The following is a 21,434-nucleotide window of genomic DNA, read 5'->3' on the forward strand; positions in this document are numbered from 1 at the left end:
TGCTAGCTTGGCGTGCCCTTGTAACACGCATGGAACACACATGGAGGGGGACCACGTGCGGACGTCAGCACGGTACGCGGGAGCGGCCGCCCTGGCCGCGATGTTGTTGGTCGGCGGCTGCGGAGGCGGCGGATCCGAGGAGTCCGAGCCGGAGCGGAGCGCCCGGGAGACCACCGAGCCGACCCAGGACGCCGGCGACGGGTCGTCGGACGGCGGCGTGGAGGGCACCTGGAGCACCAAGAACGGCGGCGACGCGCTGGTGCTGAGCATCAGCGGCGACCAGGCGGCCCTGCTCGGCGAGACGGCCTGCTCGGGCCCGGTGGACACCGGCGCCGACCCGATCACGTTCTCGCTCGAGTGCACCGACAAAAGCACCGACCGCACCAAGGGCACGGTGAAGAGCGTCGACGGCAAGAGCCTCACGGTCGCCTGGGAGTCGGGCGCCACCGACACCTTCACCAAGGTCGAGGTCCCCACCGAGCTCCCCACCGACGTCGAGGATCTGCCGACCGACCTCGGCGACCTGGGCGGCCTCACGGAGGAGTGACCCGGGCCGGGCCCCGCGCCCGGAACGACGGCGCCCCGCACACGACGGCCGCCCGGCACGGATGCCGGGCGGCCGTCGTGTGTCCCGCACGGGCCCGTGCGGCGGGCCGGTGGGCCTCAGCACACCTCAGCGCACGAAGACCCCCGCCTGGGACGCCAGGTCCAGGAAGTACTGCGGGGCCACGCCCAGGACCAGCGTCACCACCACGCCGACGGCGATCGCCGTGTAGGTGAGCGGGCTGGGTACGGCGACCGACGGCCCGCCCGCCCGCGGCTCGCTGAAGAACATCAGGACGATGACGCGGATGTAGAAGAACGCCGCGACGGCCGAGGCGATCACGCCCACGACCACCAGCGCCCCCGCGCCACCCTCCGCCGCCGCCTTGAAGACCGCGAACTTGCCCGTGAAGCCGGAGGTCAGCGGGATACCGGCGAAGGCCAGCAGGAAGACCGCGAAGACCGCGGCCACCAGCGGCGAGCGGCGGCCCAGCCCGGCCCACTTGGACAGGTGCGTGGCCTCGCCGCCCGCGTCGCGCACCAGCGTCACCACGGCGAAGGCGCCGACCGTGACGAAGGAGTAGGCGGCCAGGTAGAACAGCACCGAGGAGATGCCGTCCGGCGTCGCCGCGATCACACCGGCCAGGATGAAGCCCGCGTGCGCGATCGAGGAGTACGCCAGCAGCCGCTTGACGTCGGTCTGGGTGACGGCGATGATCGCGCCGGCCACCATCGAGGCGATCGCCACGCCCCACATCACCGGCCGCCAGTCCCAGGTCAGACCCGGCAGGACGACGTACAGCAGCCGCAGCAGGGCGCCGAAGGCGGCGACCTTGGTGGCGGCGGCCATGAAGCCCGTGACGGGGGTCGGGGCGCCCTGGTAGACGTCCGGGGTCCACATGTGGAACGGCACGGCGCCGACCTTGAACAGCAGACCCATCAGCAGCAGCGCCCCGCCGATGAGCAGCAGGGCGTCGTTGCCCGTCGTCGCGGCGAGCGCCTCGGTGACACCGCTGTTGGTGTCCGAGACGACCTCCGCGATGCCCGCGTACTTCACGGTGCCCGCGTAGCCGTACAGCAGCGCGATGCCGAACAGGAGGAAGGCGGAGGAGAAGGCGCCGAGCAGGAAGTACTTGAGCGCGGCCTCCTGCGACAGCAGCCTCTTGCGGCGGGCCAGCGCGCACAGGACGTACAGCGGCAGGGAGAAGACCTCCAGGGCGATGAAGAGGGTCAGCAGGTCGTTGGCGGCCGGGAAGGCCAGCATGCCGCCGACCGCGAAGAGCAGCAGCGGGTAGACCTCGGTGGTGGTGAACCCGGCCTTGACCGCGGCCTTCTCGCTCTCGCCGCCGGGCACGGCGGCGCCCTCGGCGGCGAAGGAGTCCACGTGCCTGCCGTGCGCCCGCGGGTCGAGTCGTCGCTCGGCGAAGGTGAACACCGACACCAGCGACACCAGCAGGATCACGCCCTGGAGGAACAGCGCCGGACCGTCCACGGCCAGGGCGCCCATGGCGACCAGACCCGCCTCGGTGGAGGCGTTCCCCGCGACGGCCAGTCCGACGACGGCCGCGAACGCCGCCGCCAGGGCGAGGCCCGACAGCAGCGTCTGGGCGGCGTACCGGGCCCGACGCGGCAGGAACGCCTCGAAGAGGACGCCGACGACGGCGGCCCCGATGACGATGAGCACCGGCGCGAGCTGCCCGTACTCGATGTCGGGCGCGGGGATCAGGTCCTGCGCCCGCAGGGTGAGTTCCGTGGTGGTGCTCACTTGGCGGCCTCCACCTCAGGCTTGGGGTCGGTCTTCTGCACGTCGGAGAGGGTGTGCTGGACCGCCGGGTCGACGACGTCCGTCAGCGGCTTCGGGAAGACGCCGAGGAAGATCAGCAGGGCGATCAGCGGCGCCACCACCGCCAGTTCGCGCACCCTCAGGTCGGGCATGCGCTCGACCTCGGGTTTGACCGGTCCGGTCATGGTGCGCTGGTAGAGCACCAGCACGTACAGCGCCGCCAGGACGATGCCGAGCGTCGCGACGACCCCGGCCACCGGGTAGCGGGTGAACGTGCCCACCAGCACCAGGAACTCGCTGACGAACGGTGCCAGGCCCGGCAGCGACAGGGTGGCCAGCCCGCCGACCAGGAAGGTGCCGGCCAGCACCGGGGCGACCTTCTGCACCCCGCCGTAGTCGGCGATGAGCCGCGATCCGCGGCGCGAGATCAGGAAGCCGACGACCAGCATCAGGGCCGCGGTGGAGATCCCGTGGTTGACCATGTAGAGCGTCGCCCCGCTCTGGCCCTGGCTGGTCATCGCGAAAATGCCCAGGATGATGAAGCCGAAGTGCGAGATCGACGCGTACGCCACCAGCCGCTTGATGTCGCGCTGGCCGACGGCGAGCAGGGCGCCGTAGATGATGCTGACCAGCGCCAGCACCACCACCACCGGGGTGGCCCACTGGCTGGCCTCGGGGAACAGCCCCAGGCAGAAGCGGAGCATCGCGAAGGTGCCCACCTTGTCGACCACCGCCGTGATGAGCACGGCCACCGGGGCGGTGGACTCGCCCATCGCGTTCGGCAGCCAGGTGTGCAGCGGCCACAGCGGCGCCTTGACCGCGAAGGCGAGGAAGAAGCCCAGGAAGAGCAGCCGTTCGGTGCCGGTGGACATCGTCAGCTCGCCCGCCTGGCGGGCCTCGGTGATCGCCTGGAGGGAGAAGGTGCCGGTGCCGAGCTGGTCGGCGGTGACGGCGTAGAGGCCGATCACGGCGGCCAGCATGATCAGGCCGCCGGCGAGGTTGTAGAGCAGGAACTTGACGGCGGCGTAGGAGCGCTGCTTGGCCGTCTCCTCCTCGCCGTGCGGTCCCGCGCGGTCTCCGAAGCCGCCGATGAGGAAGTACATCGGGATGAGCATGGCCTCGAAGAAGATGTAGAAGAGGAAGACGTCGGTGGCCTCGAAGGAGATGATCACCATCGCCTCGACGGCCAGGATCAGCGCGAAGAAGCCCTGGGTGGGCCGCCACCGGCGGTTCGGCCTCTCCTCTTCCAGGACGTCGGCGTCGTGCCAGCCGGCCAGGATGACGAACGGGACGAGCAGGGCGGTCAGCGCGATCAGGGCGACCGCGATGCCGTCCACGCCCAGTTCGTAGCGGACGCCGAAGTCGGCGATCCAGGTGTGGGACTCGGTGAGCTGGTAGCGGTCGCCGCCCGGGTCGAAGCGGAAGGCGACGATCGCGGCGAGGACCAGGGTCGCCAGGGAGACGGCCAGGGCCAGCCACTTGGCCGCGGTACGCCTGGCGGCGGGTACGGCGGCGGTGGCGATCGCGCCCAGCGCGGGCAGCACCGCTACCGCCGTCAGCAGGGGAAATGACATGGGATCAGACCGCCCTCATCAGCAGGGTCGCGGCGATCAGGATCGCCGCACCGCCGAACATCGAGACCGCGTACGAGCGGGCGTAACCGTTCTGGAGCCGCCGTGCCCGGCCGGACAGGCCGCCGACCGCCGCGGCGGTGCCGTTGACGACACCGTCGACCACCGTGTGGTCGAGGTAGACCAGCCCGCGGGTGAGGTACTCGCCGGGCTTGACCAGCACCACGTGGTTGAAGTCGTCCTGGAGCAGGTCGCGGCGCGCGGCGCGGGTGAGCAGCGAGCCGCGCGGTGCGGTGGCCGGCACGGGGCGGCGACCGTACTGCAGCCAGGCCAGTCCGACGCCCAGCACCAGGGCGACGACCGTGGCCGTCGTGACCGTGAGGGCGCTGATCGGCGGATGTCCGTGCTCGAAGGCGGTGACCGGCTCCAGCCAGTGGACGAAGGCGTCGCCCCAGCTGAACAGCCCGCCCGCGAACACCGATCCGAAGGCGAGGACGATCATCGGGATCGTCATCGACCTCGGCGACTCGTGCGGGTGCGGGACCTCGTACTCGCCCCCGGTCTGCGCGGCGGGCTCCACGTCCGGGCTCTCGGGCGACGGGGTGGGCGCGTTGCGCCAGCGCTCCTCGCCGAAGAACGTCATCAGCATCACGCGGGTCATGTAGAACGCGGTGATGGCCGCGCCCAGCAGGGCCGCGCCGCCGAGGATCCAGCCCTCGGTGCCGCCCCTGGCGAAGGCCGCCTCGATGATCTTGTCCTTGGAGAAGAAGCCGGACAGGCCGGGGAAGCCGATGATCGCCAGGTAGCCCAGCCCGAAGGTGACGAACGTGACGGGCATGTACCTGCGCAGTCCGCCGTAGCGGCGCATGTCCACCTCGTCGTTCATGCCGTGCATCACCGAGCCGGCGCCGAGGAAGAGCCCGGCCTTGAAGAAGCCGTGGGTGACCAGGTGCATGATCGCGAAGGCGTAGCCGATCGGGCCCAGGCCCGCGGCCAGGACCATGTAGCCGATCTGCGACATCGTCGAGCCCGCCAGGGCCTTCTTGATGTCGTCCTTGGCGCAACCGACGATGGCACCGAACAGCAGCGTGACCGCGCCGACGGCGACCACCGCGGTCTGCGCGGTGGGCGCCGCCTCGAAGATCGCGCCGGAGCGGACGATCAGGTAGACGCCGGCGGTCACCATGGTCGCGGCGTGGATGAGGGCGGAGACCGGGGTCGGGCCTTCCATCGCGTCGCCCAGCCAGGACTGGAGCGGCACCTGCGCGGACTTGCCGCAGGCGGCCAGCAGCAGCATCAGGCCGATGGCGGTGGCCGTGCCCTCGCTCGTCTCGCCGACCGAGTCCAGCACCGGGCCGAAGGCGAACGTCCCGAACGTGCTGAACATGATCATGATGGCGATCGACAGGCCGACGTCGCCGACGCGGTTGACGATGAACGCCTTCTTCGCGGCCGTCGCCGCGCTGGGCTTGTGCTGCCAGAAGCCGATCAGCAGGTACGAGGCGAGGCCCACGCCCTCCCAACCGGCGTACAGCAGCAGGTAGTTGTCGGCGAGCACCAGCAGGAGCATCGCCGCGAGGAACAGGTTGAGGTAGCCGAAGAAGCGGCGGCGCCGCTCGTCGTGCTCCATGTAGCCGATCGAGTAGACGTGGATCAGCGTGCCCACGCCCGTGATCAGCAGGACGAAGGTCATCGAGAGCTGGTCGAGCCGGAAGGCGACGTCCGCCTGGAAGCCGCCGACCGGGATCCAGCTGAACACGTGCTGGTGCAGGGCCCGCTCGTCCGCCTCCCGGCCGAGCATGTCGGCGAAGAGGACGGCCCCGACGACGAAGGACGCCGCGGCGAGCGCCGTGCCGATCCAGTGGCCGACGCGGTCCAGCCTCCGGCCGCCGCACAGCAGTACGGCCGCGCCCAGCAGCGGGGCCGCGACGAGCAGTCCGATCAAAGTCTCCACTGTTCGCTACCCCTTACAGCTTCATCAGGCCGGCGTCGTCGACCGAGGCCGAGTGGCGGGAGCGGAAGATCGTCACGATGATCGCCAGACCGACCACGACCTCGGCGGCGGCGACGACCATCGTGAAGAACGCGATGATCTGGCCGTCGAGGTTGCCGTGCATCCGGGAGAAGGTGACGAGCGCGAGGTTGGCCGCGTTCAGCATCAGCTCGATGCTCATGAACACGACGATCGCGTTCCGCCGCAGCAGCACTCCCGAGGCCCCGATGGTGAACAGCAGGGCGGCCAGGAAGAGGTAGTTGACCGGGTTCACTTGGCGGCCTCCCTGTCACGGTCCTCGGCGTCACGGCCCTCGGCGCGGTTTCCGCCCGTGTCCGGGGCGTCGTCGGAGATGTCGCCCCGGACGTCCGCCGCGTCCCGCACGGCGCGCGTGTCCGTCCCGTTCCGTCCCAGGTACTCCCCGGTGCGCCGCTCCAGCGCCGCCAGGTCGGCCAGGGCCTCGCGGGAGACGTCCCGCACCTGGCCGCGCTCGCGCAGGGTGGCGTTGACGGTGAGCTCGGCGGGGGTGCCGTCGGGCAGCAGGCCGGGGATGTCCACGGCGTTGTGCCGGGCGTACACGCCGGGCGCGGGCAGCGGCGGCAGGTGCTTGCCCTCGCGGACGCGCTTCTCGGCCAGCTCGCGCTGGGTCCGCCGGCGCTCGGTGCGCTCGCGGTGGGTGAGCACCATGGCGGCGACGGCCGCGGTGACCAGGAGCGCGCCGGTGATCTCGAAGGCGAAGACGTAGTCCGTGAACAGCGACCGGGCCAGGCCCTGGACGTTGCCGCCGGCGTTGGCCTCGGCGAGGCCGACGAAGCTGTCGACGGAGGCGCTGCCGATCCCGGCGATCAGCAGGATGCCGAAGCCGAGGCCGCACAGGGCCACCAGCCAACGCTGGCCCTTGATCGTCTCCTTCAGCGAGTCGGCGGCGGTGACGCCGACGAGCATCAGCACGAACAGGAAGAGCATCATGACCGCGCCCGTGTAGACGACGATCTGGACGATGCCCAGGAAGTACGCGCCGTTGGCCAGGTAGAAGACGGCCAGGATCACCATGGTTCCGGCGAGGCAGAGCGCCGAGTGCACCGACCGCTTCATCAGGACGGTGCCGAGCGCGCCGAGCACCGCGATGGTGCCCAGGACCCAGAACTGGACCGCCTCGCCGGTGGAGGTGGAGGTCGCCGCGAGGAGCGTGGTGGCGGTCACTTCCCGCTCACCGCCTCGGAGGCCGGTTCCTCGGGGCCGAAGGTGTGGGCGGCGGCCTGCGGCGCCTCGTTCCCCGGGTTCTTCGAGTGGGCTTCCTGCCGGACCGTGCCGGGCGCCGCCTCGGTGACCAGACCGCGGTAGTAGTCCTGCTCGGTCGTGCCCGGGTACATGGCGTGCGGGGTGTCGACCATGCCCTCCTCCAGCCCCGCGAGCAGCTCCTCCTTGGTGTAGATGAGGGACTCGCGGGTCCGGTCGGCCAGTTCGTACTCGTTGGTCATGGTCAGCGCCCGCGTGGGGCACGCCTCGACGCACAGGCCGCACAGGATGCAGCGCAGGTAGTTGATCTGGTAGACGCGGCCGTAGCGCTCGCCCGGCGAGTAGCGCTCCTCGTCGGTGTTGTCCGCGCCCTCCACGTAGATCGCGTCCGCCGGGCAGGCCCAGGCGCACAGCTCGCAGCCGACGCACTTCTCCAGCCCGTCCGGGTGCCGGTTGAGCTGGTGCCGGCCGTGGAAGCGCGGCGCGGTGGGCTTCTTCTCCTCGGGGTACTGCTCGGTGAGCCGCTTCTTGAACATGGCCTTGAAGGTCACGCCGAAGCCGGCCACCGGATTCTCGAACTCAGGCATCGTCGGCCTCCCTGGCCTTGCCGGTCTCGCTGGACTCGCCGTCCGCGCCGGCCGCCACGCCGACGGTCTCCCGTTCGCGGCGCGGTCGCCTGCGCGGTACGGGCGGCAGGGTCTGTCCCGGCAGCGGCGGCACGGGGTAGCCGCCCGCCATCGGGTCGAAGGGTTCCTCGGGTCCGGCCGCCGCCTTCCCGCTCTCCTCCTCCGCGCGCTCCTTGCGCTCGCGGAGGGTGTCGTAGACCAGGGACAGCAGGAGCAGCGCGAGCGCCACGCCGGCGACCCACATCGCGATGTCGGCGAAGTCGCGGCCCTCGTTCCGGAGCGCCCGCACGGTCGCGACGAGCATCAGCCAGACCAGCGAGACGGGGATGAGGACCTTCCAGCCCAGCTTCATGAACTGGTCGTAGCGGACGCGGGGAAGCGTGCCGCGCAGCCACACGAAGAGGAACAGCAGCAGGTTCACCTTGACGATGAACCACAGCATCGGCCACCAGCCGTGGTTGGCGCCCTCCCAGTAGGTGCTGATCGGCGCCGGGGCGCGCCAGCCGCCCAGGAAGAGCGTCACCGCCAGGGCCGAGACGGTGACCATGTGGACGTACTCGGCGAGCATGAACATCGCGAACTTGATCGACGAGTACTCGGTGTTGAAGCCGCCGACCAGGTCGCCCTCGGACTCGGGCATGTCGAAGGGCGCGCGGTGGGCCTCGCCGACCATCGCCACCATGTAGATGATGAACGACACCGGCAGCAGCACCCCGAACCAGGTGTCGGTCTGCGCCCCGACGATCGTCGAGGTGGACATCGACCCGGAGTAGAGGAAGACCGCGGCGAAGCTGAGGCCCATCGCGACCTCGTAGGAGATGACCTGCGCGGTCGCCCGCACACCGCCGAGCAGCGGGTAGGTGGAGCCCGACGACCAGCCGGCCAGCACCACGCCGTAGGCGGCGACGGAGCCGGTGGCGAGGATGTACAGGGCCGCCACCGGCAGGTCGGTGAGCTGGAGCGCGGTACGGGTGCCGAAGATCGACACCTCGTTGCCGGGCGGGCCGAAGGGGATCACCGCGATGGCCATGAAGGCCGGGACGGCGCCGACGATGGGGGCCAGGATGTAGACGGCCTTGTCGGCGGCCTTGACGTTGATGTCCTCCTTGAGCATCAGCTTGATGCCGTCGGCGAGCGACTGGAGCATGCCCCAGGGGCCGTGCCGGTTGGGGCCGATGCGCAGCTGCATCCAGGCGACGACCTTGCGCTCCATCACGATGGAGATCAGCACGGTCACCATCAGGAACGCGAAGCAGAAGACCGCCTTGAGCGCGATCAGCCACCAGGGATCGGTGCCGAACATCGACAGGTCCTCCTCGGCGAGGACCGTCGTCCCGCCGGCCAGGACGGACGGGCTCATCACGCCTCCACCCCCTTCGTCTCCTCCGTGCCCGCGGCGGTCGCGGCGGTCTTCCGCGCCGGCGAGAGCTTCACGAGCCGGCCGGGCACGGCGCCCAGGTCGCGGTGGACGCCGTTGCCTGCCGAGTTGAGCGGCAGCCAGACCACCCGGTCGGGCATCGGCGTGATCTCCAGCGGCAGGGTCACGCTCCCGGACGGGCCGGTGACGGTGAGCGCCTCGCCGCCGGCGACCCCGACCTCGGCGGCCGTGGCGGCCGACAGCCGGGCGACGGCGGCGTGCCGGGTGCCGGCGAGCGCCTCGTCGCCGTCCTGGAGCCGTCCCTGGTCGAGCAGCAGCCGGTGGCCGGCGAGCACGGCCTCTCCGACGGCGGGACGCGGCGTCTGCCGCGCCGTCTCCCGGGCGCTCTCCTCCGGGCCCGCGGCGCGCGGGCCCCTCCAGGTGCCCAGCCGCCGCATCTCGGCGCGGATCGTCCGGACGTCCGGCAGTCCGAGGTGGACGTCGAGCGCGTCGGCGAGCATGTGGAGGACGCGGGCGTCGGCGGGGACGCTGCGGCGGGTGAGCTGGTCGGGCTTGATCGCGGCCTCGAACGGCCGGCTCCGTCCCTCCCAGTTGAGGAAGGAGCCCGCCTTCTCCACCACCGCGGCGACGGGGAAGACCACGTCGGCCCGCTCGGTGACCGCCGAGGGCCGCTGTTCCAGGCTGACCACGAAGTCCGCCTCCTCCAGCGCCCGGAGGGCCCGTTCCGGATCGGGCAGGTCGGCGATCTCGACGCCGGCGACCAGCAGCGCGGCGAGTTCGCCGGCCACGGCGGCCTCGACGATCCGGCCGGTGTCGCGGCCGTGGCGGTGCGGCAGGTCGGCGACGCCCCAGACGGCGGCGGTCTCCTCGCGGGCGCGCGGGTCGTCGGCCGGGCGTCCGCCGGGCAGCAGCGTCGGGAGCGCTCCGGCCTCGACGGCACCGCGCTCCCCGGCCCGGCGCGGAATCCACACCAGGCGGGCGCCGGTGGCGGTGGCGGCCCGCACGGCGGCGGTGAACCCGCCGGGCACGGCGGCCAGCCGCTCGCCGACGACGATCACCGAGCCCTCGGCGCGCAGCGCCTCGGCCGCCTCCTGTCCCCGCTCGTCGAGGCCGACGCCGCCGGCGAGCGCGTCCAGCCACTCGGTCTCGGTGTGGGGCGCGGCGGGCAGCAGGGTGCCGCCGGCCTTCGTCAGACCGCGGGTGGCGTGGGTGGCCAGGGCGAAGGTGCGCTGTCCGCGCTTGCGGTACGCCTTGCGCAGCCGCAGGAAGACGCCGGGGGCCTCCTCCTCGGCCTCGATGCCGACCAGCAGGACGGCCGGGGCCTTCTCCAGCGCGGTGTGGGTGACACCCGTGTCGTCGATGTCCACTCCGCGTCCGGCGACGTGGGAGGCGAGGAAGTCGGCCTCCTCGGCGCTGTGGACGCGGGCGCGGAAGTCGATGTCGTTGGTGCCGAGGGCGACCCGCGCGAACTTGGCGTACGCGTAGGCGTCCTCCACCGTCAGCCGTCCGCCGGTGAGCACACCGGCGCGGCCGCGGGCCGCCGACAGGCCGCGGGCGGCGGTCTCCAGGGCCTCCGGCCAGCTCGCGGGCTCCAGTTCGCCGGTCTCGGGGTTGCGCACCAGCGGGTGGGTGAGCCGGTCGTGCTGCTGGGCGTAGCGGAACGCGAAGCGGCCCTTGTCGCAGATCCACTCCTCGTTGACCTCGGGGTCGTCCGCCGCCAGCCGCCGCATGACCTTGCCGCGCCGGTGGTCGGTGCGGGTGGCGCAGCCGCCGGCGCAGTGCTCGCACACGCTCGGGGAGGAAACCAGGTCGAAGGGGCGGGAGCGGAACCGGTACGCCGCCGAGGTGAGCGCGCCCACCGGGCAGATCTGGATGGTGTTGCCGGAGAAGTAGGACTGGAAGGGCTCGCCCTCGCCGGTGCCGACCTGCTGGAGCGCTCCCCGCTCCAGCAGCTCGATCATCGGGTCGCCCGCGATCTGGTTGGAGAAGCGGGTGCAGCGGGCGCACAGCACGCAGCGCTCGCGGTCCAGCAGCACCTGCGCGGAGATCGGCACGGGCTTGGCGAAGGTCCGCTTGCGGCCCTCGAAGCGGCTCTCGGCCTGCCCGTGGGACATGGCCTGGTTCTGCAGCGGGCACTCGCCGCCCTTGTCGCAGACCGGGCAGTCCAGCGGGTGGTTGATGAGCAGCAGCTCCATCACCCCGCGCTGGGCCTTCTCGGCCACGGGCGAGGTGAGCTGCGTCTTGACGACCATCCCGTCGGTGCAGGTGATGGTGCAGGACGCCATGGGCTTGCGCTGGCCCTCGACCTCGACGATGCACTGGCGGCAGGCGCCGGCCGGGTCCAGCAGCGGGTGGTCGCAGAAGCGCGGGATCTCGATCCCGAGCAGTTCGGCGGCGCGGATGACCAGGGTGCCCTTGGGCACGCTGATCTCGATGCCGTCGATGGTCAGCGAGACCGTGTTCTCGGCGGCCCGGGGCGGCTTCGCCTCCCCGCCCCCGGAGGTCTTGGCGTCGGTGGTGACGGTCACGCGTTCACCTCCAGGTGTGCGGTGGTGTTGTCGGCCCACAGGGTCGACTTGGCCGGGTCGAAGGGGCAGCCGCGTCCGGTGACGTGCCGCTCGTACTCCTCGCGGAAGTACTTCAGGGAGGAGAAGATCGGGCTGGCGGCACCGTCGCCGAGGGCGCAGAAGGACTTGCCGTTGATGTTGTCGGCGATGTCGGCGATCTTGTCGAGGTCGGCCATGGACGCCTTGCCGGCCTCGATGTCGCGCATCAACTGGACCAGCCAGTACGTTCCCTCGCGGCAGGGGGTGCACTTGCCGCAGGACTCGTGGGCGTAGAACTCCGTCCAGCGGGTCACCGCGCGCACCACGCAGGTGGTCTCGTCGAAGCACTGGAGCGCCTTGGTGCCGAGCATCGAGCCCGCGGCGCCGACGCCCTCGTAGTCCAGCGGGACGTCGAGGTGCTCGTCGGTGAGCAGCGGGGTCGAGGAGCCGCCCGGGGTCCAGAACTTCAGCCGGTGGCCGGGGCGCATCCCGCCGCTGATCTCCAGCAGTTGGCGCAGGGTGATGCCGAGCGGCGCCTCGTACTGGCCGGGGTTGGCGACGTGGCCGCTGAGGGAGTAGAGCGTGAAGCCCGGGGACTTCTCGCTGCCCATCGAGCGGAACCACTCCTTGCCCCGGTGGATGATCGCGGGAACCGAGGCGATGGATTCGACGTTGTTCACCACAGTGGGGCACGCGTACAGGCCCGCGACGGCCGGGAAGGGAGGACGCAGTCGGGGCTGGCCGCGGCGCCCTTCGAGCGAGTCGAGGAGTGCGGTCTCCTCGCCGCAGATGTACGCGCCCGCGCCCGCGTGCACGGTGAGTTCCACGTCCAGGCCCGAGCCGAGGATGTTCTTCCCGAGGTAGCCCGCCTCGTAGGCCTCGCGCACGGCGGCGTGGAGGCGCCGCAGCACGGGGACGACCTCGCCGCGCAGGTAGATGAAGGCGTGGTTCGAGCGGATCGCGTGACAGGCGATCACGATGCCCTCGATGAGCGCGTGCGGATTGGCGAAGAGGAGGGGGATGTCCTTGCAGGTGCCCGGTTCGGACTCGTCGGCGTTGACCACCAGGTAGTGGGGCTTGCCGTCGCCCTGCGGGATGAACTGCCACTTCATGCCCGTGGGGAAGCCCGCGCCGCCTCGGCCGCGCAGGCCGGAGTCCTTGACGTACGCGATGACGTCGTCGGGTTTCATGGCCAGCGCCTTGCGCAGGCCCTCGTAGCCCTCGTGGGCCCGGTAGGTCTCCAGCGTCCAGGACGTCGGGTCGTCCCAGAAGGCCGAGAGCACCGGTGACAGCACCTTCTCCGCTGGCTCCGTGGCCATCACTTGCCCTCCTTCGTCACCGGGCCGGCCGGGTTGTCGGGGTCGGAGGCGGCGGTCCGCTGCGGGGCGTCGTGGGAGCTGGGGTGCGGCTCGGGCGCCTCGCCGGTGGAGGTGGTGGGCTGTCCGGCCGTCGCGGGGGCCTCCCCTCCGCGCGGCGAGACGACCTTCGGTCCCGACGCCTCGCCCTTGGCGAGCCGCAGCCCGGCCAGCGAGGCGGGTCCGGCGCTGCCGCTCGCCTCCACGGCGCCGGGCCGCTCGTCGGGGAAGCCGGCGAGGATGCGCGCGGTCTCCTTGAAGGTGCACAGCGGGGCGCCGCGGGTGGGCCGCACCTCGCGTCCCGCGCGGAGGTCGTCGACGAGCTTCTTGGCGCTCTCGGGCGTCTGGTTGTCGAAGAACTCCCAGTTGACCATGACCACGGGCGCGTAGTCGCAGGCCGCGTTGCACTCGATGTGTTCGAGGGTGACCTTGCCGTCCTCGGTGGTCTCGTTGTTGCCGACCCCCAGGTGCTCCTGGAGCGCCTCGAAGATGGCGTCGCCGCCCATCACCGCGCACAGGGTGTTGGTGCACACCCCCACCTGGTAGTCGCCCGACGGCTTGCGCCGGTACATGGTGTAGAAGGTGGCGACGGCGTTGACCTCGGCCGTGGTCAGGTCGAGCATCTCCGCGCAGAAGCGCATCCCGGTGGGCGTGACGTGCCCCTCCTCGGACTGCACCAGGTGCAGCAGCGGCAGCAGCGCGGAGCGGCTGCCGGGGTAGCGGGCGATGATCTCCTTCGCGTCCGCCTCCAGCCGGGCGCGGACCTCGGCCGGGTAGTCGGGGGCGGGGAGTCGGGGCATCCCGAGCGATACCTCTGTCACCGGTCGACGCCTCCCATCACGGGGTCGATGGACGCGACGGCGACGATGACGTCGGCGACCTGGCCGCCCTCGCACATCGCCGCCATGGTCTGCAGGTTGGTGAAGGACGGGTCGCGGAAGTGCACCCGGTACGGGCGTGTCCCGCCGTCGCTGACCGCGTGCACGCCCAGCTCGCCCTTGGGGGACTCCACGGCGGCGTACGCCTGGCCCGGCGGCACCCGGAACCCCTCGGTCACCAGCTTGAAGTGGTGGATCAGGGCCTCCATCGAGGTGCCCATGATCTTCTTGATGTGGTCCAGCGAGTTGCCGAGTCCGTCCGGGCCGATCGCGAGCTGCGCGGGCCAGGCGATCTTCTTGTCGTCGATCATCACCGGGCCGGGTTCCGCCAGCCGGTCCAGGCACTGCTCGACGATCCGCAGCGACTGGTGCATCTCCTCCAGCCGGATCAGGAAGCGGCCGTAGGAGTCGCAGGTGTCCTGGGTGGCGACCTCGAAGTCGTAGGTCTCGTATCCGCAGTACGGCTGGGTCTTGCGCAGGTCGTGCGGGAGTCCGGTGGAGCGGAGGATGGGCCCGGTGGCGCCGAGGGCCATGCAGCCGGCCAGGTCCAGGTAGCCGACGTCCTTCAGACGGGCCTGGAAGACGGGATTGCCGGTGCAGAGCTTGTCGTACTCCGGCAGGTTCTTCCGCATCTTCTTCACGAACTCGCGGAGGTGGTCCAGCGCGCCGGCCGGCAGGTCCTGGACGAGGCCGCCGGGACGGATGTAGGCGTGGTTCATCCGCAGGCCGGTGATCAGCTCGAAGAGGTCCAGGACCATCTCGCGGTCCCGGAAGCCGTAGATCATCACCGTGGTGGCGCCCAGCTCCATGCCGCCGGTGGCGATGGCCACCAGGTGGGAGGAGATCCGGTTGAGTTCCATCATCATCACGCGGATGACGTTGGCCCGGTCCGGGATCCGGTCCTCGATGCCCAGCAGCTTCTCCACGGCCAGGCAGTACGCCACCTCGTTGAAGAACGGCGTGAGGTAGTCCATGCGCGTCACGAAGGTCGTGCCCTGCGTCCACGTCCGGTACTCGAGGTTCTTCTCGATGCCGGTGTGGAGGTAGCCGATGCCGCAGCGGGCCTCGGTGACCGTCTCGCCGTCGATCTCCAGGATGAGCCGGAGCACGCCGTGCGTGGACGGGTGCTGCGGCCCCATGTTGACGATGATCTTCTCGTCGTCGCCCTTGGCGGCGGCGGTGGCGATCTCGTCCCAGTCCCCGCCGGTGACGGTGTAGACGGTGCCCTCGGTCGTCTCGCGGGCGGCGGCGGGCGGGGTTGCGTGCGAGGTGCTCATCAGCTGTACGACCTCCGCTGGTCGGGAGCCGGGATCTGGGCGCCCTTGTACTCGACGGGGATACCGCCGAGGGGGTAGTCCTTGCGCTGCGGGAAGCCCTGCCAGTCGTCGGGCATCATGATCCGCGTGAGCGCGGGGTGGCCGTCGAAGATCAGGCCGAAGAAGTCGTAGGTCTCGCGCTCGTGCCAGTCGTTGGTCGGGTACACCGAGACGATCGACGGGATGTGCGGGTCGCTGTCGGGGACGCCGACCTCCAGCCGGATGAGCCGGTTGTGGGTGATCGAGCGCAGGTGGTAGACGGCGTGGAGCTCGCGGCCCTTGTCGCCGGGGAAGTGCACGCCGCTGACGCCGGTGCACATCTCGAAGCGCAGCGCCGGGTCGTCGCGGAGGGTCCGGGCCACGGTCGGGAGGTGTTCGCGGGCGATGTGGAAGGTGATCTCGCCGCGGTCCACGACCGTCTTCTCGATCACGTTCTCGGGCACCAGCCCCTGTTCCTCCAGCGCCCCCTCCAGTTCGTCGGCCACCTCGTCGAACCAGCCGCCGTACGGCCGGCTCGTCGCGCCGGGCAGCCGTACCGTCCGCACCAGTCCGCCGTAGCCGGAGGTGTCGCCGCCCTCCTTGGCGCCGAACATGCCCCGGCGGACGTCGATCACCTCGCCGGAGTCCTCGCGCGGCGCGGGGACGGCGCCGGTTCCGTTGACCTGTCCGTCGCTCATCGGAGCAGCCCCTTCATCTCGATCGTCGGAAGCGCCTTCAGCGCCGCCTCCTCCGCCTCGCGCGCGGCCTGCTCGCGGTTGACCCCGAGCTTCTCCTCCTGGATCTTCCGGTGGAGCTTGAGGATCGCGTCCAGCAGCATCTCGGGACGCGGCGGGCAGCCGGGCAGGTAGATGTCGACGGGCACGATGTGGTCGACGCCCTGCACGATCGCGTAGTTGTTGAACATTCCGCCCGAGGAGGCGCAGACGCCCATGGAGATGACCCACTTGGGGTTCGGCATCTGGTCGTAGACCTGCCTCAGCACCGGCGCCATCTTCTGGCTGACCCGTCCGGCCACGATCATCAGGTCGGCCTGGCGCGGCGAGCCGCGGAAGACCTCCATGCCGAAGCGGGCGAGGTCGTAGCGGCCGGCGCCGGTGGTCATCATCTCGATGGCGCAGCAGGCGAGGCCGAACGTGGCGGGGAAGACCGAGGACTTGCGGACCCAGCCCGCGGCCTTCTCGACGGTGGTCAGCAGGAAGCCGCTCGGCAGTTTCTCTTCGATACCCATGTGTACGCCCCTAGTCCCATTCCAGGCCGCCGCGCCGCCAGACGTAGGCGTAGGCGACGAAGACGGTGAGCACGAAGAGCAGCATCTCCACGAGCCCGAACAGCCCCAGGGCGTCGAAGGTGACGGCCCAGGGGTAGAGGAAGACGATCTCGATGTCGAAGACGATGAAGAGCATCGCCGTCAGGTAGTACTTGATCGGAAAGCGCCCGCCGCCCGCCGCATGCGGGGTGGGCTCGATGCCGCACTCGTACGCCTCGAGCTTGGCCCTGTTGTAGCGCTTGGGGCCGACGATCGAGGCCATCACCACGGAGAAGATCGCGAAGCCTGCTCCGAGGGCTCCCAGTACGAGGATGGGCGCGTAGACGTTCACCGCTCCTCGCTCCTTCCAGTCGACGACGCTGTCGGCGGGCCGCTGCGGGCCGTTCTCGGACCGGTGTGCCGTTCACGAAGATCGCGTACATGTGAGGCAGTTCACAAGCCCGATTCGACTGCATCCTATGCCCGGCACTCTGTGATCTGCGACACGGGTGCGGCAACGACTTTGTGATCTTCACCACCTGACGAAGAATCACGAAGCCGGATGGAGGGCGATCTTCGCACGCGAAGCGGTCGACTGATCACCACACGTGACATCCCGCCGCGTCGTGGCTGGTCGGAGGCGGTGTGCACTATCAAATGATGACCGCTACACGCAAATTTGCGCTGGACGTCGGGCCTTGTTAAAAAGCGCCCTTCGCTCGCCCGGGGTCGCGCGTGGAGCACCCGCGGGCGCACCCGCGGACGACCGCGCCCGGACCGCCGGATGTCACAAGATCGTGAAACCGTGCTCAATCTGTGACCTTCACCACGACCCCCGCCCCTCGCGGACCCTCGACTTTGCGCGGGGACGACCCCGCGTGGTAGGGCCGGAGAACGAAGTGGATCAATCGGACAATGGCATGGTCACGGCCCTCTAGCGGGGCAATGATCAACTTCCGGAAGAGGTCGCAGGAGTGCGCGACAAGGCCCCAACCGGACGCGTACACGACGAGTGTGGCGTAACACACCTTTGTTGAACGGAACCTCCGACGGCTGGTAGCCGTGGTGTCATGTCCCAGACCGCCCATATACGCAGCCACCGGAAACCCCGCCGCGCGAGCAGGAATCCCCTGCTGCGGACGGGCGTTGCCGGTGGCGTCCTCAGCACCCTCGCGGTGACCGCGGCGGCGGCCCCCTCCTCCGCCGAGGAGAAGAAGCCGGCCGCCGACACCGTCGAGATGCCCACGATCACCTCCGACCTGGCGGCCGGCACCCAGCGGGCCGTCGACGCGACGCAGGCGATCGCGGTCCAGTACGAGGCAGAGGCCGCGCGCACCCGGGCCGCCGAGAAGGCGATCGACCAGGCCGCCGAGCGCGCCAAGGCCAAGAAGGAGGCGGAGCGGAGGGCCGCGGAGGCCGCCGCACGGGAGCGTGCCGAGCGCGCGGCCCAGGAACGCGCCGCGCGCGACGCGCAGCGCACCACCGTCGCCACCTCCACCGCGGACTCCACCGCGGAGGCGCCCGCCCCGACCGGCGGCGGCAACGTGGCGACCCTCGTCTCCTTCCTGCGCGCGCAGATCGGCAAGTCCTACGTCATGGGCGCCACCGGTCCCAGCGCCTACGACTGCTCCGGTCTCACCCAGGCCGCCTTCCGCCAGCTCGGCATCAGCCTGCCCCGCACCTCCCAGAGCCAGTCCACGGCGGGCACCCAGGTCTCCCTGGACAACCTCCGGCCCGGCGACATCCTCTACTGGGGCAGTGCGGGCAGCGCCTACCACGTGGCCGTCTACATCGGGAACGGACGCTTCATCGGCGCCCAGAACCCCTCCACCGGCATCGTCGAGCGCGACATGAGCTACGACATGCCCACGGGCGCGGTGCGCGTGCTCTGACGTCCCGCGGCGTCCTCTCCCCGACATGCGCGTGAGGTCGCGTCCGGCATTCCGGACGCGACCTCACGCATCTCCACGCACCTCCCGCGCCTCCGGCGTCACGTGCCGCCCTCGCGCCCCGTCCGCACCGGCGGACGGCGGCGGGAGCGCGCGGCGGTGTGGACGCGCGGCGGCGCCCCTACGCGCGCGGGGCGACCTTCGCCAGCCCGTTGATGATCCGGTCCATCGCGTCGCCGCCCTGCGGGTCCGTCAGGTTGGCCAGCAGCTTCAGCGTGAAGCGCATCAGCAGCGGATGTGTCAGACCGCGCTCCGCGGCCAGCTTCATGATCTTCGGGTTGCCGATCAGCTTCACGAACGCCCGGCCCAGCGTGTAGTACCCGCCGTAGGTGTCCTTCAGGATCCTCGGGTAGCGGCGCAGCACCAGCTCGCGCTGCGCCGGGGTCTGCCGGGCGAGGGCCTGGACGACGACGTCGGCCGCGATCCGCCCGGACTCCATGGCGTACGCGATGCCCTCGCCGTTGAACGGGTTGACCATGCCGCCCGCGTCGCCGACCAGCATCAGCCCCCGCGTGTAGTGCGGCTGCCGGTTGAACGCCATCGGCAGCGCGGCACCGCGGATCGGGCCCGTCATGTTCTCCGGCGTGTAGCCCCACTCCTCGGGCATCGAGGCGCACCACGCCTTGAGGATCTCCCGCCAGTCCAGCTCCTTGAAGGACGACGAGGTGTTGAGCACGCCCAGCCCGACGTTGGAGGTGCCGTCGCCCATGCCGAAGATCCAGCCGTAGCCGGGCAGCAACCGGTCCTGGGGACCGCGCCGGTCCCACAGCTCCAGCCAGGACTCCAGGTAGTCGTCGTCGTGGCGCGGCGAGGTGAAGTACGTGCGGACCGCCACGCCCATCGGACGGTCGTCGCGCCGGTGCAGGCCCATGGCCACCGAGAGCCGCGTGGAGTTGCCGTCGGCCGCGACCACCAGCGGCGCGTGGAAGGCGACCGGCCTCTTCTCCTCGCCCAGCTTCGCCTCGACGCCGGTGATCCGCCCCGTGCGCTCGTCGACGATCGGCGCGCCGACGTTGCACCGCTCGTACAGCCGCGCCCCGGCCTTCTCGGCCTGCCGGGCCAGCTGCTCGTCGAAGTCGTCGCGCTTGCGGACCAGCCCGTAGTCCGGGAAGCTCGCCAGCTCCGGCCAGTCGAGCTGGAGCCGGACGCCGCCGCCGATGATCCTCAGGCCCTTGTTCCGCAGCCAGCCCGCCTCCTCGGAGACGTCGATGCCCATCGCGACGAGCTGCTTGACCGCGCGCGGGGTCAGACCGTCACCGCAGACCTTCTCCCGAGGGAAGGCCGTCTTCTCCAGCAGCAGGACGTCGAGCCCGGAGCGGGCCAGGTGGTAGGCGGTGGTGGACCCGGCCGGACCGGCCCCCACCACGATCACATCGGCGCTGTGCTCGGAGACTGCCTTCGCGGAGGGCTTCGAGGAGGATTCGGCCACGACGGACTCCACAGGTCTCGATGGTCGGCGTGCCGGTCGCGCCGGGCACTGGATGTGTGCAGTCTATGGGGGTGGTCGACCGCTCACCCTGAGGGGATGCCCATGCCGTCGAGCCCCCCGCCGCTCTCCCTGCGCGTGTCTCCCCGCGCGGGCCGACCCCCGAGGACGCCGTCTCCTGGCGCCGCCTCTTCGACGACCCGGCGGTGATGGAGTTCCACGGCGGAGCCTCCCTGCCGCCGGAGGAGTACCGGGAGTTCGCCGAGCGGCAGCGCCGGCACGCGGCCGAGCACGGCTTCTGCCCGTGGACGGTGCCGGACGGCGGCGGCGAGCCGGCCGGCTTCACCGGCGCCCGGCACGTCGTCGCCATGGTCGAGGAAGGCGACGAGCGTTCCATCGCGGTCACCCGCCGCCCGGGCATGCGCCGGGCCGAGACGTACGCCGTCCCCACCCCGAACCCCACCTCGAAGTCGGCGGGCCTCCGCTTCCGCCTCGACCTGTGAACCGGTGAGGAGCCGCCCCTACGCGGCGAACCCCCGGTGCAGGGCGACGATCCCGCCCGTCAGGTTCCGCCAGGCCACCCTCGTCCAGCCCGCGTCCTGGAGCCGGCGGGCCAGGGCGGGCTGGTCCGGCCAGGCGCGGATGGACTCGGCGAGGTAGACGTACGCGTCCGGGTTGCTGGACACGGCGGTCGCCAGCGGCGGCAGGGCCCGCATCAGGTACTCGGTGTAGACGGTGCGGAACGGCGCCCAGGTGGGGTGGCTGAACTCGCAGATGACCACCCGCCCGCCGGGCCTGGTCACCCGCAGCATCTCGCGCAGCGCGGCGTCGGTGTCGTGGACGTTCCGCAGCCCGAAGGAGATGGTGACGGCGTCGAACACGTCGTCGGCGAACGGCAGGCGCGTCGCGTCGCCGGCGGTGAACGGCATCCACGGCTCGCGCTTCTTCCCCTCGCGCAGCATCCCGAGGGAGAAGTCGCACGGCACGGTGTACGCCCCGGCGCTCGCGAACGGCACCGACGACGTCCCCGTCCCGGCCGCCAGGTCGAGCACCCGCTCTCCCGGCCGCGCGTCCACGGCCCGGGCGACCTCGCGCCGCCACAGCCGTGTCTGCCCCAGGGACAGCACGTCGTTGGTGAGGTCGTACCGGGCCGCCACCTTGTCGAACATCGCGGCGACTTCACGGGGCTGCTTGTCCAGGGATGCGCGCGTCACGCGGCCATTGTGGCAGCCCCGCCGCGGGGCGCCCGGCCCGCCCCGCACGGGACCGACGCCGTGCCGAACGCCGGCCACGGAAAGCGGAGGCGACGTGGGCACCCTCCGAACCTCGCCCTGCGCGCCTCGCCCTGCGCGCACGACGACGCCCGCCCGGCCGCGGTGGAGATCACCTCCGTCGTCCGGAACCCCGGCCCGGCGTCCCCGTCGTCGCCTGCCGCTTCCGCGGACGCGAGGAGCGCGGCGAGAGCCGGCCTGCGCCCGCCCCTGCCACACCACCGTCGAACGGCGGAGGCGAACACGAGGACCGCCAAGCGGAACCCGGAACAACCCGACGCCGGGAACCCGCGGGCTCCCTGGCCGAAAACCCC

At 71.2% G+C, this 21,434-nt stretch carries 19 protein-coding genes; 3 read left to right on the forward strand and 16 right to left on the reverse strand.

From position 1 onward, the window contains the following. The first annotated feature begins 55 nt into the window (after positions 1–55). Positions 56–547 (forward strand): hypothetical protein, encoded by a 492-nt coding sequence (locus ABD335_RS00110; protein ID WP_344319895.1) that lies wholly within the window; start codon positions 56–58, stop codon positions 545–547. A 126-nt stretch (positions 548–673) separates the two neighbouring features. On the opposite strand, the gene nuoN is transcribed toward ABD335_RS00110, so the two are convergent. Genes nuoN through ABD335_RS00180 form a run of 14 tightly spaced genes read right to left on the reverse strand, consistent with a single transcriptional unit; the run spans position 674 to position 16,826 of the window. Further along, positions 674–2,308, reverse strand: a complete 1,635-nt coding sequence (gene nuoN / locus ABD335_RS00115) for an NADH-quinone oxidoreductase subunit NuoN (RefSeq protein ID WP_344319896.1) — start codon at positions 2,306–2,308, stop codon at positions 674–676. Next, the gene (locus tag ABD335_RS00120; protein WP_344319897.1) at positions 2,305–3,900 is read right to left on the reverse strand and encodes an NADH-quinone oxidoreductase subunit M; all 1,596 of its coding nucleotides are present in this window, start codon (positions 3,898–3,900) and stop codon (positions 2,305–2,307) included. The genes nuoN and ABD335_RS00120 overlap by 4 nt, the downstream gene beginning before the upstream one ends. A 4-nt stretch (positions 3,901–3,904) precedes the next feature. Continuing rightward, on the reverse strand, positions 3,905–5,851 hold the full coding sequence (nuoL, locus tag ABD335_RS00125; protein WP_344319898.1) for an NADH-quinone oxidoreductase subunit L: 1,947 nt from the start codon (positions 5,849–5,851) through the stop codon (positions 3,905–3,907). A gap of 13 nt (positions 5,852–5,864) precedes the next feature. Then, complete coding sequence (nuoK, locus tag ABD335_RS00130) at positions 5,865–6,164, reverse strand: NADH-quinone oxidoreductase subunit NuoK (protein ID WP_031510977.1); 300 nt, start codon at positions 6,162–6,164, stop codon at positions 5,865–5,867. Beyond that, positions 6,161–7,093 (reverse strand): NADH-quinone oxidoreductase subunit J, encoded by a 933-nt coding sequence (locus tag ABD335_RS00135; protein WP_344319899.1) that lies wholly within the window; start codon positions 7,091–7,093, stop codon positions 6,161–6,163. The genes nuoK and ABD335_RS00135 overlap by 4 nt, the downstream gene beginning before the upstream one ends. Then, positions 7,090–7,716 carry an NADH-quinone oxidoreductase subunit NuoI gene (gene nuoI, locus ABD335_RS00140; RefSeq protein WP_344319900.1) on the reverse strand — a complete coding sequence of 209 codons (627 nt, stop codon included), beginning with the start codon at positions 7,714–7,716 and terminating at the stop codon, positions 7,090–7,092. Before nuoI ends, ABD335_RS00135 begins: the two co-directional genes overlap by 4 nt. After that, positions 7,709–9,115: an NADH-quinone oxidoreductase subunit NuoH gene (gene nuoH, locus ABD335_RS00145; protein ID WP_344319901.1), complete on the reverse strand. Its 1,407-nt coding sequence runs from the start codon at positions 9,113–9,115 to the stop codon at positions 7,709–7,711. The genes nuoI and nuoH overlap by 8 nt, the downstream gene beginning before the upstream one ends. Further along, a complete protein-coding gene (locus tag ABD335_RS00150; protein WP_344319902.1) occupies positions 9,115–11,661 on the reverse strand; it encodes an NADH-quinone oxidoreductase subunit G in 2,547 nt (848 codons plus the stop codon). The genes nuoH and ABD335_RS00150 overlap by 1 nt, the downstream gene beginning before the upstream one ends. Further along, the gene (gene nuoF / locus ABD335_RS00155) at positions 11,658–12,998 is read right to left on the reverse strand and encodes an NADH-quinone oxidoreductase subunit NuoF (RefSeq protein ID WP_344319903.1); all 1,341 of its coding nucleotides are present in this window, start codon (positions 12,996–12,998) and stop codon (positions 11,658–11,660) included. Before nuoF ends, ABD335_RS00150 begins: the two co-directional genes overlap by 4 nt. Next, positions 12,998–13,834: an NADH-quinone oxidoreductase subunit NuoE gene (nuoE, locus tag ABD335_RS00160; RefSeq protein ID WP_344319904.1), complete on the reverse strand. Its 837-nt coding sequence runs from the start codon at positions 13,832–13,834 to the stop codon at positions 12,998–13,000. Before nuoE ends, nuoF begins: the two co-directional genes overlap by 1 nt. 17 nt (positions 13,835–13,851) lie before the next feature. Then, entirely contained in the window at positions 13,852–15,189 is a 1,338-nt protein-coding gene (locus tag ABD335_RS00165; protein ID WP_344319905.1) for an NADH-quinone oxidoreductase subunit D, read from the reverse strand. Beyond that, positions 15,189–15,905 carry an NADH-quinone oxidoreductase subunit C gene (locus ABD335_RS00170; protein WP_344319906.1) on the reverse strand — a complete coding sequence of 239 codons (717 nt, stop codon included), beginning with the start codon at positions 15,903–15,905 and terminating at the stop codon, positions 15,189–15,191. The genes ABD335_RS00165 and ABD335_RS00170 overlap by 1 nt, the downstream gene beginning before the upstream one ends. Next, positions 15,902–16,456 carry a NuoB/complex I 20 kDa subunit family protein gene (locus ABD335_RS00175; RefSeq protein ID WP_344319907.1) on the reverse strand — a complete coding sequence of 185 codons (555 nt, stop codon included), beginning with the start codon at positions 16,454–16,456 and terminating at the stop codon, positions 15,902–15,904. Before ABD335_RS00175 ends, ABD335_RS00170 begins: the two co-directional genes overlap by 4 nt. Before the next feature lie 10 nt (positions 16,457–16,466). Next, on the reverse strand, positions 16,467–16,826 hold the full coding sequence (locus tag ABD335_RS00180) for an NADH-quinone oxidoreductase subunit A (protein ID WP_344319908.1): 360 nt from the start codon (positions 16,824–16,826) through the stop codon (positions 16,467–16,469). Between the two features lie 718 nt (positions 16,827–17,544). Here ABD335_RS00180 and ABD335_RS00185 point away from each other — a divergent pair. Next, positions 17,545–18,366, forward strand: coding sequence for a C40 family peptidase (locus ABD335_RS00185; protein WP_344319909.1), 822 nt, complete (start codon positions 17,545–17,547; stop codon positions 18,364–18,366). Positions 18,367–18,544: 178 nt separating this feature from the next. Here ABD335_RS00185 and ABD335_RS00190 read toward each other — a convergent pair whose 3' ends face one another. Continuing rightward, positions 18,545–19,852: a geranylgeranyl reductase family protein gene (locus ABD335_RS00190; protein ID WP_344319910.1), complete on the reverse strand. Its 1,308-nt coding sequence runs from the start codon at positions 19,850–19,852 to the stop codon at positions 18,545–18,547. A gap of 206 nt (positions 19,853–20,058) precedes the next feature. Between ABD335_RS00190 and ABD335_RS00195 the strand changes: the two genes are divergently transcribed. Beyond that, positions 20,059–20,352, forward strand: a complete 294-nt coding sequence (locus tag ABD335_RS00195; protein WP_344319911.1) for a hypothetical protein — start codon at positions 20,059–20,061, stop codon at positions 20,350–20,352. Positions 20,353–20,370: 18 nt separating this feature from the next. On the opposite strand, the gene ABD335_RS00200 is transcribed toward ABD335_RS00195, so the two are convergent. After that, positions 20,371–21,063: a demethylmenaquinone methyltransferase gene (locus ABD335_RS00200; RefSeq protein WP_344319912.1), complete on the reverse strand. Its 693-nt coding sequence runs from the start codon at positions 21,061–21,063 to the stop codon at positions 20,371–20,373. Positions 21,064–21,434: the final 371 nt, after the last annotated feature.

The organism is Streptomyces macrosporus, from assembly GCF_039533145.1.
GTDB lineage: Bacteria > Actinomycetota > Actinomycetes > Streptomycetales > Streptomycetaceae > Streptomyces > Streptomyces macrosporus.